This is a genomic window from Brenneria goodwinii (assembly GCF_002291445.1).
Lineage (GTDB): Bacteria > Pseudomonadota > Gammaproteobacteria > Enterobacterales > Enterobacteriaceae > Brenneria > Brenneria goodwinii.
Map to the genome: position 1 here is coordinate 3,790,284 of NZ_CP014137.1, position 15,410 is coordinate 3,805,693.

12 protein-coding genes are annotated in these 15,410 nt (G+C 53.9%); 4 read left to right on the forward strand and 8 right to left on the reverse strand.

The genetic code is table 11. The features are described from left to right. Positions 1-282: 282 nt before the first annotated feature. Positions 283-1,020, reverse strand: a complete 738-nt coding sequence (locus ACN28R_RS16835) for a 1-acylglycerol-3-phosphate O-acyltransferase (protein WP_048636473.1) — start codon at positions 1,018-1,020, stop codon at positions 283-285. A 207-nt stretch (positions 1,021-1,227) separates the two neighbouring features. Beyond that, positions 1,228-3,501 (reverse strand): DNA topoisomerase IV subunit A, encoded by a 2,274-nt coding sequence (gene parC / locus ACN28R_RS16840; protein WP_048636474.1) that lies wholly within the window; start codon positions 3,499-3,501, stop codon positions 1,228-1,230. Positions 3,502-3,975: 474 nt separating this feature from the next. On the opposite strand from parC, the gene ACN28R_RS16845 reads away from it, so the two are divergent. Together ACN28R_RS16845 and ACN28R_RS16850 are read left to right on the forward strand one after the other, a co-directional pair. After that, complete coding sequence (locus ACN28R_RS16845) at positions 3,976-6,345, forward strand: TonB-dependent hemoglobin/transferrin/lactoferrin family receptor (protein WP_095835014.1); 2,370 nt, start codon at positions 3,976-3,978, stop codon at positions 6,343-6,345. Positions 6,346-6,611: 266 nt separating this feature from the next. After that, positions 6,612-7,193, forward strand: a complete 582-nt coding sequence (locus ACN28R_RS16850; RefSeq protein WP_048636476.1) for an NAD(P)H-dependent oxidoreductase — start codon at positions 6,612-6,614, stop codon at positions 7,191-7,193. A 37-nt stretch (positions 7,194-7,230) separates the two neighbouring features. On the opposite strand, the gene ACN28R_RS16855 is transcribed toward ACN28R_RS16850, so the two are convergent. The 6 genes from ACN28R_RS16855 to nudF form a co-directional block, all read right to left on the reverse strand. Further along, positions 7,231-8,127 (reverse strand): LysR family transcriptional regulator, encoded by an 897-nt coding sequence (locus tag ACN28R_RS16855; RefSeq protein ID WP_095835015.1) that lies wholly within the window; start codon positions 8,125-8,127, stop codon positions 7,231-7,233. A 102-nt stretch (positions 8,128-8,229) separates the two neighbouring features. Continuing rightward, entirely contained in the window at positions 8,230-10,125 is a 1,896-nt protein-coding gene (gene parE, locus ACN28R_RS16860; RefSeq protein WP_048636478.1) for a DNA topoisomerase IV subunit B, read from the reverse strand. Between the two features lie 126 nt (positions 10,126-10,251). Beyond that, positions 10,252-10,833: an esterase YqiA gene (yqiA, locus tag ACN28R_RS16865; protein ID WP_095835016.1), complete on the reverse strand. Its 582-nt coding sequence runs from the start codon at positions 10,831-10,833 to the stop codon at positions 10,252-10,254. Then, positions 10,833-11,660 (reverse strand): 3',5'-cyclic-AMP phosphodiesterase, encoded by an 828-nt coding sequence (gene cpdA, locus ACN28R_RS16870; RefSeq protein ID WP_048636480.1) that lies wholly within the window; start codon positions 11,658-11,660, stop codon positions 10,833-10,835. Before cpdA ends, yqiA begins: the two co-directional genes overlap by 1 nt. A gap of 30 nt (positions 11,661-11,690) precedes the next feature. Beyond that, complete coding sequence (locus ACN28R_RS16875; RefSeq protein WP_048636481.1) at positions 11,691-12,113, reverse strand: DUF1249 family protein; 423 nt, start codon at positions 12,111-12,113, stop codon at positions 11,691-11,693. A 4-nt stretch (positions 12,114-12,117) separates the two neighbouring features. Next, positions 12,118-12,750 (reverse strand): ADP-ribose diphosphatase, encoded by a 633-nt coding sequence (gene nudF / locus ACN28R_RS16880; RefSeq protein ID WP_048636482.1) that lies wholly within the window; start codon positions 12,748-12,750, stop codon positions 12,118-12,120. A gap of 344 nt (positions 12,751-13,094) precedes the next feature. On the opposite strand from nudF, the gene tolC reads away from it, so the two are divergent. Both tolC and ACN28R_RS16890 read left to right on the forward strand, forming a co-directional pair. Next, positions 13,095-14,471, forward strand: coding sequence for an outer membrane channel protein TolC (gene tolC / locus ACN28R_RS16885; RefSeq protein ID WP_095835017.1), 1,377 nt, complete (start codon positions 13,095-13,097; stop codon positions 14,469-14,471). A 266-nt stretch (positions 14,472-14,737) separates the two neighbouring features. Further along, positions 14,738-15,400, forward strand: a complete 663-nt coding sequence (locus ACN28R_RS16890) for a DUF1190 family protein (RefSeq protein ID WP_048636484.1) — start codon at positions 14,738-14,740, stop codon at positions 15,398-15,400. Positions 15,401-15,410 lie beyond the last annotated feature (10 nt).

Consider the following 15,410-nt stretch of genomic DNA (forward strand, 5'->3'; position numbering starts at 1 on the left):
AAAGATTTAACTTCCGATTGGTCATCTGGAAGAAAACAAATATTCAGACTGCGAACCCACGTTTTCAGATCCCATCGGCTCTCATCCAAATTGCCTTCGTCGTTTCTGCAAGAACACCGGCCGCGTTTTTAAACAGACCCGGATAACAGGATCCAGGGATCGGCTCCTCATCTGGCGACAGGAACGACATATTTCTATTAATCTGTGTTTGTTATCAAGCTCACATATTAAGCCTGAAAAGATTACCCTCTGCCAAGAAGCAGAGGGGGCTGGCATTTTGAATTATTTTTTTTCTGCTGCGTCGCGTTCTGCGACTTCCGCATCCAACTGCGCCAGTTTGGCGGCCATCAGCTCATGACAGTGTGTAGCCAGCTCGCGAACCTGATCTTTACCGTAGGCGCGGGTATCGATCGGCGGCAACATTTCTATGATGACATGACCATTATTCCAGCGGTTCAGTTTTATTTTATTGCTGGTCGTGGAAACGCAAATCGGGACAATGGGCACTTCCGCGCTGATGGCGGCGTGAAAGGCTCCCGTTTTAAACGGCAATAGCCCGCGTCCCCGGCTGCGCGTGCCCTCAGGGAACATCCAGATAGAAATATTTTTCTCTTTGATATGTTTGACTACCTGAGCGATGGTGCCATGCGCTTTGGCCCGGTTGTCACGGTCGATCAGCAGGTTTCCCGTCAGCCAATACAGCGGACCGAAGAAAGGGATCCACAGCAGGCTTTTTTTACCCACGGTAACCGTGCGCGGCTGTACCACATTCGAGGCGGTGACCATATCGTAATTATTCTGGTGATTCGCAATATAAATGCAGTTGCCGTAATGCGCGGCTTCTTCCGGGATCCGCACCTCTACTTTTAGACCAAAAACCACCGACAGGCGACCAAAAAGGTGGCCGAATGTCGAAACGTGACGTGGATTTTTCGGGCTGAAAAGACAGTAAATGGATCCAAAAACACAAACCAAAATCGAAAAAACAATCACCACAATAAAACGAAGAATGAATAACATAACAACCTCATTAGCCAACTGCCGCCGCTAGTATAGCTATTCTGCTACAAAACACACGGTGATTCCTTTTACAGAATGGCCGGTTTTCCGCTGCCGTTAGGCAGCGGATCGGCGATCGCTCGGGCAGGATAAAATCCGAAGGGTGCAAGCCCATCGGGGAAAGCGCAGCCTTATATTGCTCATCGCGCTTTCCCCGCGGCTGGGTGTTTACTCTTCGCTGCCGCCGTCGCCGATGCGTTTCGGCGCATCGACATCAATATGATCGATACGTTGCAGGCCGCGTAACAGAGTTCCCTTTCGTCCGCGTTCGGACTGGTATTTCTGTAAGTCGTTCGGGCGCAGAGTCAGTTTACGTTTACCGAAGTATAGCGTTACCGATGCCTGCGGAGGCAACAGCAGCAGCCAACTCAGACGATCCTTGCCGCTGGCGAAATCCGCTGACGAAATAGACACAATCTTATTACCCTTGCCTTTCGACAACTGCGGCAAGTCAGAAACCGGGAACAGCAGCATCCGCCCTGCGGCCGTGATCGCCAGCAAGGTATCGTCGTCACCGTGGATCTCAAGCGGAGCCAGCGCCTTGGCATTGTCCGGCAGGGTGATGATGGCTTTGCCCGCGCGGTTACGCGCCACCAGATCGTTAAAGGTGCAGACAAAACCGTAGCCGGCGTCAGAGGCCATCAACAACGGCTGATCGTCCGTCGCCGCCATCAGCACATGCTCAATGGTCGCCCCTGGCGGCGGCGTCAGCTTGCCGGTCAACGGTTCGCCCTGACCGCGCGCGGAAGGTAAGGTCAACGGATCCAGCGCGTAACTGCGGCCGGTCGAGTCGATGAATATCACTGGCTGATTGGTTTTGCCACGCGCGGCGGAACGGAAGCTGTCGCCCGCTTTGTAACTTAACCCGGATGGATCGATGTCATGCCCTTTGGCGCTGCGCACCCAGCCCATTTCCGACAGCACGATGGTGACCGGCTCTGAAGGCACAAAGTCATGCTCGCTCATCGCTTTCGCTTCAGCGCGTTCCTTCAGCGGCGAACGGCGATCGTCGCCGTAAGCCTGGGCATCCGCCTGGATTTCTTTTTTCAGCAGGTTGCTCAGCTTACGTTCGGATGCCAGCAACGCCTGCAAATGGTCGCGCTCTTTCGCCAAATCATCCTGTTCGCCGCGGATTTTCATCTCTTCCAGCTTGGCCAAATGACGTAATTTCAGTTCCAGGATCGCTTCGGCCTGCGTTTCGCTCAGGCTGAACTGGCGCATCAATACCGGTTTGGGCTCATCTTCGGTACGGATGATGTGGATCACTTCATCAATATTCAGGAATGCAATCAGCAACCCTTCCAGAATATGCAGACGTTTAAGCACCTTCTCCAGACGGTAATTCAACCGGCGGCGCACGGTATCGCGGCGGAATGCCAGCCATTCGGTCAGGATCTCGACCAACCCTTTAACACCGGGGCGGCCATCCAGACCGATCATATTCATATTGATACGGTAGCTTTTTTCCAGATCGGTGGTGGCGAACAGATGGTTCATCACCTGATCCAGATCGATACGGTTGGAACGCGGCACCAGCACTAGACGCGTGGGGTTTTCGTGGTCCGATTCATCGCGCAGATCTTCAATCATCGGCAGCTTTTTAGCGCGCATCTGGCTGGCTATCTGCTCCAGCACCTTGGCGCCCGAAACCTGATGCGGCAGCGCGGTAATCACCACTTCGCCATCTTCTTTTTTCCAGATGGCGCGCATACGCACCGAACCGCGCCCGTTCTGGTAAATTTTGCGCACTTCATTACGCGGGGTAATGATTTCCGCTTCCGTCGGGAAATCCGGCCCCTGAACGTGCTGCAATAAATCTTCCAGCGAAGCGCCGGGTTTATCAATCAGCGCGACGGCCGCCGCAGCGACCTCGCGGATATTGTGCGGCGGGATGTCCGTCGCCATACCTACGGCGATCCCGGTGGTGCCGTTAAGCAGAATGTTCGGCAGACGGGCAGGCAGCATTTTCGGCTCCTGCATCGTTCCGTCAAAGTTCGGCACAGTGTCAACCGTGCCCTGTCCCAGTTCGCCGAGCAGGGTTTCCGCGTATTTGGACAAGCGGGATTCGGTATAACGCATGGCGGCGAATGACTTCGGATCGTCCGGCGCCCCCCAGTTCCCCTGACCATCCACCAGCGGATAGCGATAGGAGAAGGGCTGGGCCATTAATACCATCGCCTCGTAACAGGCGCTGTCGCCATGCGGATGATATTTACCCAATACGTCGCCGACGGTACGGGCGGATTTTTTGAATTTGGCGCTGGCGTTCAGGCCCAGCTCCGACATGGCGTAAATGATACGCCGCTGTACCGGCTTCAGGCCATCGCCGATAAACGGCAATGCCCGATCCATGATGACGTACATGGAATAATTCAGGTACGCATTTTCAGTAAACGTGTGCAGCGCCAGGCTTTCTGCGCCGTCATGCGTCATCTCACTCATTTATCTCGTTTCCTCACATCGCAGCGCGATTAGAACGCTTTCCGACACGCTTGTTTGGCGGGAATAGTACCTTATCCGGCGGGCTTCTGTCACAGAGAACAAGGGCTGGCGACCTTAACGGCCGCCGGCGATGCGGCACCGCCGCCCGAGATTCATGTCGGTAAGCCGTTTTCAGGGCATCGGCCTGTGTTTGCGCGGCGGTCAAAGCGATCTCTCATGCCTCTCGCCCTTTTCCTTCTCCAAATAGTTGACCATTCCGCCTAACGACAAATAATGACATCCAGAAGACACTTTTATTAAGAGTTTTTAATAAAACCACAATTGAAAAGACGAATGATAACTCTTAATGTTTGTTAATAATTCTCATTACGGTATTTCTGTGTTGTTACCAAACCCTGGCTTCATTTCTGCCGAAGTCTATTGCCCGCGTTACCATGCCTGGTCGCTGGAGTCGTCTATCAATAGAGTATCACTATGTTAATCAATAAGAATCTCAGAAAAATCATGCTCACCGGGATGTTGGCCGGCACGGCATTCAACAGCGCTGCCGCCGATAGCCAAACATCCACGCAAACCAATGCGGCCAGCGAATCTGAACACTCTGGCGATGTGATGACGGTTTATTCTCCCAAAGTTGAGAAAGAAGCCGGCACCAAAGTCACCATTACCGCCGACGACATGCAGAAAAATGGCGTCAACGATTTCAGCAATGTGATGCGCTATCAGCCGCTGATCAGCGCCAACGGCTCCGCCGGCGGCACCAGTTCCGGCAAAAGCGCCTATGACCGTGGCGGTTCCACCGGTTACAATATTCGCGGTCTGGACGCTAACCGAGTTTCCATTGATATTGACGGCGTTGAACTGCCCGCAGCCACCGACCGCGCCATCTCACAGACCAGCGGTCGCAGCCAACTGGGTACCTACGGCATCGGTCGCGGCGACTATCTCGACCCGTACATGTACGGCTCGGTGGATATCGAATCCGGCGCCACCGCTGTATCCAATCCCAATAGCGCGCTGGGCGGTTCGGTTTCCTTTACGCCGAAATCCGCCAACGATTATCTGAACGCCGACAAAAATACCTATTTCGGCTACCAGAGCGACTATGATTCCTCCAACCGTAGCTGGCACAACGGCATTACCGCCGCCGCCGGCGACGACTATCTGCGCGGCGTAATCGTAGTCAGCCGCCGCGACGGCAATGAAACCGAAAACCACAGCGACGCCACCGTTGACAGTAACCCGGCCAACTGGCATTCCGATGCGATACTGGCATCCGGTATCTGGCAGGCTACAGAAAACCATCAGTTGACCGGCACGCTAGACTACTATCACAAAACCAACCATACTCACTTCCCTACCTGGACTCAGGTTGGTCAATCAAGCTATGTTCGCGGCGGTACTTCGTACCAGCATAGCGAAACCCGACGCTATGGAGCCAGCCTGACGGATCGCTGGACGCCGGACAACAACACGCTGGCCGACGAGTTGAATACCAAAGTCTTCTACACCAAGACCCAGGCGCACGACTATACCTACGAAACAACACCGACTTATACCTGGACTAACTACGACACCGATACTTTCGGCCTGGAAACCAGCGCCATCAAGGATTGGGGCCGCCACAGCTTCAACTACGGCCTGAGCGCCCGTACCACCAAAGCGGAACGTCCGCTGACTCAGGCGGGAACAACTGCCGCCACGCTTGGTAAACCGCAGGCAGACAGCAATTTCACCAACCTGGGCGCATTCGTTCAGGACACAATCTCTTGGGATCTAGACGGGCACGACTTTGCGGTGGTGCCGGGGGTACGCTGGGCCTACCAATATGCCAAGCCGAAAAACCTATCTGACCTGATGACCAACAATGGCCTCATATCCTCATCTGAAGTCGATAACATGTACGGCACTATGATCGACAGCAAGGTGTTGCCGTCGCTGAGCCTCCTGTACAAAATCAAGCCGGACCTGACCACTTACCTGCAATACAAACGCGCAGCCCAGTTCCCCACCGCCAACCAACTATACGGCGCCTGGAGTCTTGGCTATGGCGGTACCGGTAGTTCCTACGCCACTCTGGGCAGCCCGGATCTGCAAACCGAAACCAGCGACAACTACGAGCTGGGGCTGAAAGGCCAACTGGTGGAAGGGGTTACCATTCATGCTGCGGCGTTCTACAACGACTACAAGAACTTTATCGGCATAACCCGTTATGCCTGCCCAAGCAGCCAATGTACAGGTTATCCAAGCAGCATCTCTACGGTTTATCAGTATGAAAACCGCGATAAAGCCTATATCTACGGCGGCGAACTGAGCGCCAAATTCAATCTGGGCACCTGGTTCGATCAGGTTGACGGATTGAGTGCTCGTCTGGCGTATGGTTATAGTAAAGGCGCGTCTAAATCTGATCTCGCTGGCGACGGCTATGTCGATCTGGAAAGCGTGGCACCGATGAAAGCCATCGTTGGCGTGGCTTACGACGATCCGAGCCAGATCTACGGCGCCGCGCTGACCGCAACTTTTAACAAGGGCAAGCAGGCTTCCGATACCTCTGGTCGTAAGGCCAACACGAACGGCGCCGTCGCTTCAAGCTCCACCGAGTATATGCGCGTACCCGGCTACGGCGTCGTTGACCTGACCGCGTATTACCGCATTTCTAAAAACGTGAAGCTGAGCGGCGGCGTCTATAACGTTACCGATCGTAAATACTGGGACTATCTGAGCAGCCGCAATATTGAAGCGCCTACCAGCACCGACGCCAGCACCGATAAGAACTACTACGATCAGCAGTTGGCTATCGCGCCCGGCCGCTCTTTCCAACTGGGCGTCAACGTCGATTTCTGATTAATGACCTACGGTGGAGCCGGTCTGGTTCCACCTGTCGCCGCAGGGATAAGAGCATGCACAACGCGCTTATCCCTTTTCTTTGTCACGCGGAACAGGCTTTCACGAATGCTCTCACTCACTGTCGGCTGGGAATGGGATTATTGCGCCACAGTCAACAGTGTTGTGACATATCCCCTATATTTCCGCCGATGAAAATCTGACAAACTTATCTGCTGTAAATCAGAACCCAATCCAGGCAAGACAAATCCATAAGCGAGTCTACGATGCATAACATATTGATTATTCATGCCGGTAAAGCATTTGGTCATTCCGGCGGCAAACTCAACAAAACCCTTACCGAAGTTGCGATTAGTGAATTACAGGATAAAGGCCTCGATGTGCGGGTGACCTGGGTCGATCAAGGCTATGACATCGAACAGGAAGTCCAGAATTATCTGTGGGCCGACGCCATCATTTATCAGATGCCCGGCTGGTGGATGGATGTTCCCTGGATACTGAAAAAATACGTCGATGAAGTTTTCACCGCCGGTCACGGCTCGCTGTATGCCAGCGACGGCCGCACCCGTTCCGACAGCAGTAAAAAGTATGGTTCCGGGGGCTTGTTGCAAGGTAAGAAGTATATGCTTTCCTTGACCTGGAACGCACCGCTGGAAGCCTTTACCGATCCGCAGCAGTTTTTCCATGGCGTCGGGGTGGACGGCGTGTATTTACCGTTTCATAAAGCCAATCAGTTTATCGGCCTGTCGCCGTTGCCGACGTTCATCTGTAATGATGTGATCAAATCCCCTGATGTAGAAAACAATATCGCCCGCTATCGTCAACATCTGGCAAAGGTTTTTGCCTGACGGAAATCACCCTCAACGACGGCGCAACGCCCGCCAATCAAAGCGGGTGTTGCGCTATTTTCTCACTGAGGAAGTCCAGAAAACAGCTAATCCGCGCCGCCAGCGGCGTATGTCGGTAATACACCGCATTAACCGGTATGCGCACATCCATCGTCTCCTCCGCCAGGATCTGCACCAGGCGCCCGCTGGCCATATCCTCATGCGTCATAAAATCCGACAGGCGGACAATCCCTTCGCCATGCAGCGCCAGCTGGCGCAGCATCTCGCCATTTGAGGCGGATATCGCCGGCAAGATGGGATAACAGTCCCGGTTACCGTCCTGCAGCGGCCAGTGATTCAGCCATTCCAACTGCGTAAATCCCAGACAGCTATGCTGCGACAGTTCCTCCACGCTCATCGGCGTACCGTGGCGGCGCAAATAGTCCGGGCTGGCCAGCACGCGTAAGCGGCTGCTTCCTAAAAAGCGGGCATGAATACTGGAGTCTTTTAAGATACCGATACGAATAGCGACGTCCGTATGCTGTTCCAGTAAATCGATAATGAAATCATCACTGTTCAGTTCCAGCATGATCTGTGGATAACGGCGGCGGAATTCGGGGATGAGGGGGATGATGACATGCTGCATAAAGGGGAAAGCCGCATTAATCCGTAACCGGCCGCAGGGTTGTTCATGGCGCAAGGCGACCTGTTCTTCGGCGTGCTCGACGGCGCGGATCACATCGCGCGCATGCTGAAGAAACATAATGCCTTCTTCCGTCAATGCCAGCCGCCGAGTGGTGCGCTGCAGCAGCGTAGTGCCCAACTTGCCTTCAAGACGACGCAACGCCCGGCTGATGCCGGACGTCGTCTGACCGAGCTGTTCCGCCGCCGCGGTGATCGATCCGGTATCGACCACCACGACAAAAGCCTGCAATTCCTCAAGCGTCACTTTCATTAACGTTTACCCTGCTATGACAGCGGCCACAAGCACACACGGTTTCCGCCCGGCGACAGGGACGGGAAGATATCGACAATCACTCCCCGACCGGCATCGGCGTCAGACTTCAATTTCCGCCTTGTCGCCTTTTTCCTGCAGCCAATTGCGGCGGTCTTCGGCGCGTTTCTTCGCCAGCAGCATATCCATGATAGCCATCGTCTGATCGATGTCGTCGTCGTTAATCGTCAACTGCACCAGGCGACGGGTGTTCGGATCCAGCGTGGTTTCACGCAGTTGCAGCGGGTTCATTTCACCCAGCCCTTTAAAGCGCTGCACGTTGGGCTTGCCTTTTTTACGCTTGAGCTGTTCCAGTACGCCCGCTTTTTCTTCTTCATCCAGGGCGTAATAGACTTCTTTGCCAAGGTCGATACGGTACAACGGCGGCATGGCCACATATACATGCCCGCCCTTCACCACCGAGCGGAAATGGCGTACGAACAGGGCGCACAGCAGCGTGGCGATGTGTAAACCATCGGAGTCCGCATCCGCCAGAATACAGATCTTGCCGTAACGCAGCTGACTCAGATCGTCGCTATCGGGATCGATGCCGATCGCCACCGAAATATCGTGTACTTCCTGCGAGGCCAGCACTTCATCGGAAGAGACTTCCCAGGTATTCAGGATCTTACCCTTAAGCGGCATGATCGCCTGGAATTCGCGTTCCCGCGCCTGCTTGGCCGAACCGCCCGCCGAATCCCCTTCCACCAGAAACAGCTCGGTACGGTTTAGATCCTGCGAGGTGCAATCGGCCAGCTTGCCGGGCAGCGCCGGGCCGCTGGTCAACTTTTTACGCACCACTTTTTTGGCGGCGCGCATGCGGCGCTGAGCGCTGGCAATCGCCAGTTCCGCCAGTTGTTCGGCGGTTTGAATGTTTTGGTTCAACCACAGGCTGAACGCATCTTTCACCACGCCGGAAACAAATGCCGCGCACTGCCGCGAGGACAGGCGTTCTTTGGTTTGTCCGGCGAACTGCGGATCCTGCATTTTTACCGACAGCACATAGGCGCAGCGCTCCCAGATATCGTCGGCGCTCAGCTTCACGCCGCGCGGCAGAATATTGCGGAATTCGCAAAATTCGCGCATGGCGTCCAACAGACCCTGGCGCAATCCGTTAACGTGCGTACCGCCCATCGGCGTGGGGATCAGGTTGACATAGCTTTCGGTCAACAATTCGCCGCCTTCCGGCAACCACAGCAGCGCCCAGTCCACCGCTTCGGTATCGCCGTCGATCGCGCCCAGAAACGGTTTCTCCGGCAGCGTGATCAATCCATTCACCGCTTCACACAGGTAATCTTTCAATCCATCCTGGTAGCACCAGCGCTGCTCGGTATCATTGACCTTATCTTTAAAGACGATCTCTACGCCGGGACACAATACGGCTTTGGCTTTCAGCAGGTGCGTCAAACGCGATATGGAAAAACGCGGGCTATCGAAGAATTTTTCATCCGGCCAGAAATGTACGCGGGTGCCGGTATTACGGCGGCCGCAGGTTCCGGTGACGGTGAGATCCTGCACTTTATCGCCATTCTCAAACGCCATGTCATACACCTGTCCATCGCGCCGTACCGTCACCTCCACCCGTGAAGACAACGCGTTGACCACCGAGATCCCCACGCCGTGCAACCCGCCCGAAAACTGATAATTTTTATTGGAGAATTTACCGCCGGCATGCAACCGGCACATGATCAGCTCAACGGCCGGGACGCCCTCTTCCGGGTGGATATCCACCGGCATTCCCCGGCCGTCGTCGATCACTTCCAATGACTGATCGGCGTGCAGAATCACATCAATCCGGCGGGCATGCCCTGCCAATGCCTCATCGACGCTATTGTCTATTACCTCTTGCCCCAAATGGTTGGGACGCGAAGTATCGGTGTACATTCCCGGACGACGGCGCACCGGTTCTAGCCCGCTGAGTACTTCAATCGAATCAGCGTTATAACTTGATTGAGTCATGGTTTGATTTAATTCGTTGTTTTAAATGAAAAATGATGAACGTTACCGATGTGCGCTTCTCACCAGAAAATGACCGACAACGTTCACCTGCACGCCGTCGTATCATCACGGCTGACACCCTGATGTTCAGTCTGTCGTGAGCCCCAAAAAATTCACTATGGGTGAAAAAAAGTGCTCGAATCCGACAAAGGCATGATTACCCCCTGATTCCACTGTTTGACGACAGTGGGTGTAATAGGCTACAGCCTGCCGATAATCCAGCACTTCATCCCCGGTCTGAACCAGTAGCCACAATAAGTCGGGCGACTCCAGCGGTTCAACCTGCATGACCTTCAGATCGTAAACGTGCCGAGACTCTAGCACATATTGTTCGCCGGTGTAGGGGTTCTGATATTCGCCCAAATAATCAAGCAATAGCTCAAACGGCTTTACCGCCGGATTCACCACCACGGCGGGTAGGGTAAAACACTGGGATAGCCAGGTGGCATAATAACCACCGAGCGAGGAGCCAACAATACCTAGCGGACGACCGGCACGCTCCATCACCAGCGACTCCATCATTTCAGCCGCATCAGCCGGATAAGGAGGAAGCTGCGGCACCAGCATCTCGATATCAGGATGCTGATGCGCCAGCCACGCCTTTAACGCCAGGGCTTTCGTTGAATGGGGCGTACTGTTGAAACCATGAAGATAGAGTAAAGCCGGCATCAGTAACCGTCCGAATCCATGTCAGGCAGGAATTCGCTGCCCGCCAGACGAAACACCTCGGTTTCCAACCTGCCGTCCGGCATTAAATCCAGATAACGCCAGCCCGGCGCGACATCGTCGATGGCGAAATTGGTGCAGTGCGGTTTAAACTGCACGCAGGTGGATGGCGTTGCCAGCAGGCGTTTGCCGTGCCACTCAAGATCGAGTTCCTGATGAATATGCCCGCACAAAACGGTGTTCACCAATGGATAACGATCCAGCACCGCGGCCAGATTGTGCGCGTTGCGCAAGCTGTGTTGATCGAGCCAGTTGCAGCCGGAAGGGTGGGGATGATGATGGAGCAATAGCAGAGTAAAACGATCCGGCTGGCTTTGCAGGCTACGTTCGAGCCAATCGAGCTGATAGTCGCTGAGTTCGCCGTGCGGTACGCCGAACACCTGGCTATCCAGCAGAATAATCTGCCATTTATCGCCCAACAGCACATGTTTGGACGGCTCAATCCCCTCTTCGTCCAGCGTATCGAACATCGCCGGCTGAAAATCATGGTTACCCGGCAGCCACACGCAAGGCGCCGACAATTGGCGGATCCCACGGGAGAAGTGACGATAGGCTTCCAGTGAATGGTCCTGTGCCAAATCGCCTGTCGCGACGATCAAATCGAATGCATATTGCTGCGCCTGGATGGCATTCAACACAGAGTGATAACTGCGATATGTGTTAACGCCAAGCAGTGTCTCATGCTCACCGGCAAAAAGGTGGGTGTCTGTTATTTGTAAAATCCTGATTCTGGCCCCACTCGCCACAGGAAGTGTCAACAGGCTTTCCAAATGATGGTGTCCTTGGTTACTTAAATCTGTCTAACAAACTGGGATCGACATCGAACCATACGCCAAACAATATTTTAGCCAATCAGCCAGAAACTGATTAATTTGATGCTTTTCGTCACGTTGATGTAACTTCTTATTCGGATAATCATAACGTGCCTTGAAGCGGAAGATCTGCTGACTGGCACACACTTCCGCAACCAGCGCGTCATGATATAACCTGACCGTCATCATGGGCAGGCTCCAGTAACTCACCGCCGGCGCGGTCTGCTGAATCCTGACCAAAGAGGTATAACGGGTCGATTCGAGGATAGTTAAGCGATAGACGGTATTATTGACGTGATAAACCGCAGTTTCACCGACTTCGTCGATACGGGGCAGCAAACGCCGTAATTGCATGAAATTGGTTTCGCATAGCCTCATCATTGCCGGGAAATCCGGGGTATAACGCTTCATAAATTCAATCCACCCACTCGTTTCTCAGTTTTTCATGGTGCAACGCCAACCATTGCAAGGCAATGACGGAAGCTGCGTTATCGATAATCCCTTCCTCAACCCACTGATAGCTCTGTTCACGACTCACCACATGCACCCGGATATCTTCATTTTCTTCCGCCAGGCCATGAATCCCTGCCGCGGTGCGGGTATCCACTTCCCCCACCATAACAGCCAAACGCTCGCTGGTGCCACCAGGACTGGCAAGATAGTTGACGATCGGCTGACAGCGACCGACGACCAGGCCGGCTTCTTCCTGGGCTTCCCGCCGGGCGACGTCTTCCAGGCTTTCCCCCGGTTCGATCATGCCGGCGACCAGTTCCAGCAGCCAAGGGGAAACGCTGCTGTCATAAGCGGCGATGCGTATCTGTTCAACCAACACCACTTCATCGCGCACAGGATCATACGGCAGCAGAACAACCGCATGCCCGCGCTCGAAGATCTCGCGGCTGACTTCATCACTCATTTCACCATTAAACAGGCGATGACGGAAACGATAGCGCACCAGCGAAAAAAAACCTTTATATAATTCTTCTCGTGCAATAATTTCTACGTCATCTTTATTAAAGGTGACAGGACTGGATACTGAAGACACCATAGTTCAACTCCTGTTCCGGGTATTGATGGAATCCATCATTGTATGGCGAAAATTCCAGTCATCATACTCGCTGTTGTTTGTGCTAGATTTACATAAAATCAGAATCTATCCCAGCGGGCATTATTACCTTAGACCGTTTTAGTACGGCAAGTGCAAACTGTATACGCATGAAAGCCCTGCGCCGCAGAGCCTAAATGATACGGGAGCCTTCCTGATAGGATAGATCCCAAAGATATGGCACATTCAGTTACCTCATCTTATTGGCAGATTCTGATAGAATCGGAAACTATTCGTCTTATAGACAGCGCTATCATAGAAACATTGCTGTACAACAAGGAACGCAAATGAAGAAATTGCTCCCTCTTCTCATTGGTTTGAGCCTGGGCGGTTTTAGTTTAATGAGTCAGGCGGAAAACCTGTTACAGGTATACCAGCAAGCCAAAAACACCAATCCAGACTTACGTAGCTCAGCAGCCACTCGTGATGCCGCGTTTGAAAAAATCAATGAAGCACGAAGCCCGCTGCTGCCGCAATTAGGTTTAGGCGCGGATTATACTTATACCGACGGTTTCCGTGATAACAGCGGCGTCAATAATGATGTCAAAAGCGCCTCATTACAGTTAACCCAAACACTGTTTGATATGTCTAAATGGCGCGCCCTGACTTTGCAGGAAAAGCAGGCCGGCATTGAAGACGTCACCTATCAGACTTCGCAGCAAACGCTCATCCTGAATACCGCAACCGCGTATTTCAACGTTCTACGCGCCATTGACTCGCTGTCTTATATCAACGCACAGAAACAGGCTATTTATCGCCAGTTGGATCAGACCACCCAGCGTTTTAATGTCGGCCTGGTTGCGATTACCGACGTACAGAACGCCCGCGCCGAGTACGATAGCGTCCTTGCCAACGAAGTGTTGGCTCGTAATACGCTGGACAACTATTTGGAAGTTCTGCGCCAGGTGAGCGGCAATTTTTATCCGCAGTTGGCGAGCCTGGACATCAACCGCTTCTCGACCCAGAAACCCACGGCCGTCAACAATCTGTTGAAAGAAGCCGAAAACCGCAACCTAAGCCTGTTGTCCGCGCGGTTGAGTCAGGATCTGGCGCGTGAGCAAATTCGTTACGCCCAGACCGGCCATATGCCGACGCTGGATCTGACCGCTTCCAGCAGCGTAAGCGATACCAGTTATTCCGGTTCGAACGCCCGCGGCAGTTCATATAACGACACGAACGCCGGCCAGAACAAAGTAGGGATCAGCTTTAACCTGCCGCTGTATAGCGGCGGCGCGACCAGTTCGCAGGTAAAACAGGCCCAGCATAGTTTCGTCAGTTCCAGCGAACTGCTGGAAAGCGCCCACCGCGCCGTCGTTCAAACCGTGCGTTCGTCGTTCAACAATATTTCAGCGTCTATCAGCAGCATCAACGCGTACAAGCAGGCCGAGGTTTCCGCGCAGAGTTCTCTGGACGCGATGGAAGCCGGCTATCAGGTCGGCACCCGTACCATTGTCGATGTGCTGGACGCCACCACGACGCTGTATAACGCCAAACAGCAGCTTTCCAGCGCCCGCTATGATTACCTAATTAATCAGCTAAACATTAAGTCCGCCCTGGGCACGCTAAACGAAAGCGATCTGCAGGCGCTGAATGCCACATTAGGCCAGCCGGTTTCAACCACGCCGCCAGTGGCCGACAACAACGGCGGCGCAGCGCGTCAGTAATCATGCGCCATACCGATTCAAGGGGAACGGGCTGTTCCCCTTTTTTGTTGTTTTTTCAAGCCGCCGCGACATAACGTCAGGAAATGCTCCCGACATTTTTTATCGCCACCCACCGATAAAGCGAGGCACCGCACAACCGAATGTATAGCAACGTAAAGAGTCGCCGGGTTACTGCCATTGGTGCTTTAAATTCAGGCGGCCTTCCCCTATTCTTAAGCGCAATTGTTAACAATTGGGCTTGATGCCTTCTCTCTGGGATTAACACGATGAAACGCACCAAAAATATCAATCAGGAAACGTTCCGTAAGGGATGGCGAACTTATCGCTTGGCTCCCATCGCGTTAGCGGTCAGTACGGTATTTGTGTTAGCCGGCTGCGAGCAGGCCGATGAAACGGTTTCGCTTTATCAGAATGCGGATGACTGTTCGCGCGCCAACCCATCCATGAGCGAACAATGCACCACGGCTTACAATAATGCGCTGAAAGAAGCCGAAAAAACCGCCCCCAAATACGCCACCCGCGAAGACTGTGTGGCAGAGTTTGGCGAAGCGCAGTGCACTCAGGCGCCGGCGCCCGCCCAGGCAGGCATGGCCGCGGAATCCCAGCAGAGCGGCAGCTTCTGGATGCCGCTGATGGCGGGTTACATGATGGGCCGGATGATGAGCGGCGGCGGTTACGCGCAACAGCCGCTGTTTACGTCAAAATCCCCCGCCAGCCCGGCTAACGGACAATTCGTCGACGCTTCCGGTAAAAACTACGGCAACGCCACCACGGGCCGCACCATCAACGTACCGAAAACGGCTCTGGCGCCCAAACCCGCCACTACCAGCACCATCACCCGCGGCGGATTCGGCGAAACGGTGGCCAAACAAACCGCGATGCAACGCAGCAGCGCCAGTTCCAGTTCTTCCCGTAGCATGGGGGGCTGAGGACACATTT

Bases quoted from the DNA above. Each gene is read 5' to 3' on its own strand.
- ACN28R_RS16855 (WP_095835015.1), bottom strand. From the start codon at position 8,127: ATGAAAGTGACGCTTGAGGAATTGCAGGCTTTTGTCGTGGTGGTCGAT.
- parC (WP_048636474.1), bottom strand. From the start codon at position 3,501: ATGAGTGAGATGACGCATGACGGCGCAGAAAGCCTGGCGCTGCACACG.
- ACN28R_RS16890 (WP_048636484.1), top strand. From the start codon at position 14,738: ATGAAACGCACCAAAAATATCAATCAGGAAACGTTCCGTAAGGGATGG.
- nudF (WP_048636482.1), bottom strand. From the start codon at position 12,750: ATGGTGTCTTCAGTATCCAGTCCTGTCACCTTTAATAAAGATGACGTA.
- ACN28R_RS16850 (WP_048636476.1), top strand. From the start codon at position 6,612: ATGCATAACATATTGATTATTCATGCCGGTAAAGCATTTGGTCATTCC.
- ACN28R_RS16875 (WP_048636481.1), bottom strand. From the start codon at position 12,113: ATGAAGCGTTATACCCCGGATTTCCCGGCAATGATGAGGCTATGCGAA.
- tolC (WP_095835017.1), top strand. From the start codon at position 13,095: ATGAAGAAATTGCTCCCTCTTCTCATTGGTTTGAGCCTGGGCGGTTTT.
- ACN28R_RS16835 (WP_048636473.1), bottom strand. From the start codon at position 1,020: ATGTTATTCATTCTTCGTTTTATTGTGGTGATTGTTTTTTCGATTTTG.
- ACN28R_RS16845 (WP_095835014.1), top strand. From the start codon at position 3,976: ATGTTAATCAATAAGAATCTCAGAAAAATCATGCTCACCGGGATGTTG.
- parE (WP_048636478.1), bottom strand. From the start codon at position 10,125: ATGACTCAATCAAGTTATAACGCTGATTCGATTGAAGTACTCAGCGGG.
- yqiA (WP_095835016.1), bottom strand. From the start codon at position 10,833: ATGCCGGCTTTACTCTATCTTCATGGTTTCAACAGTACGCCCCATTCA.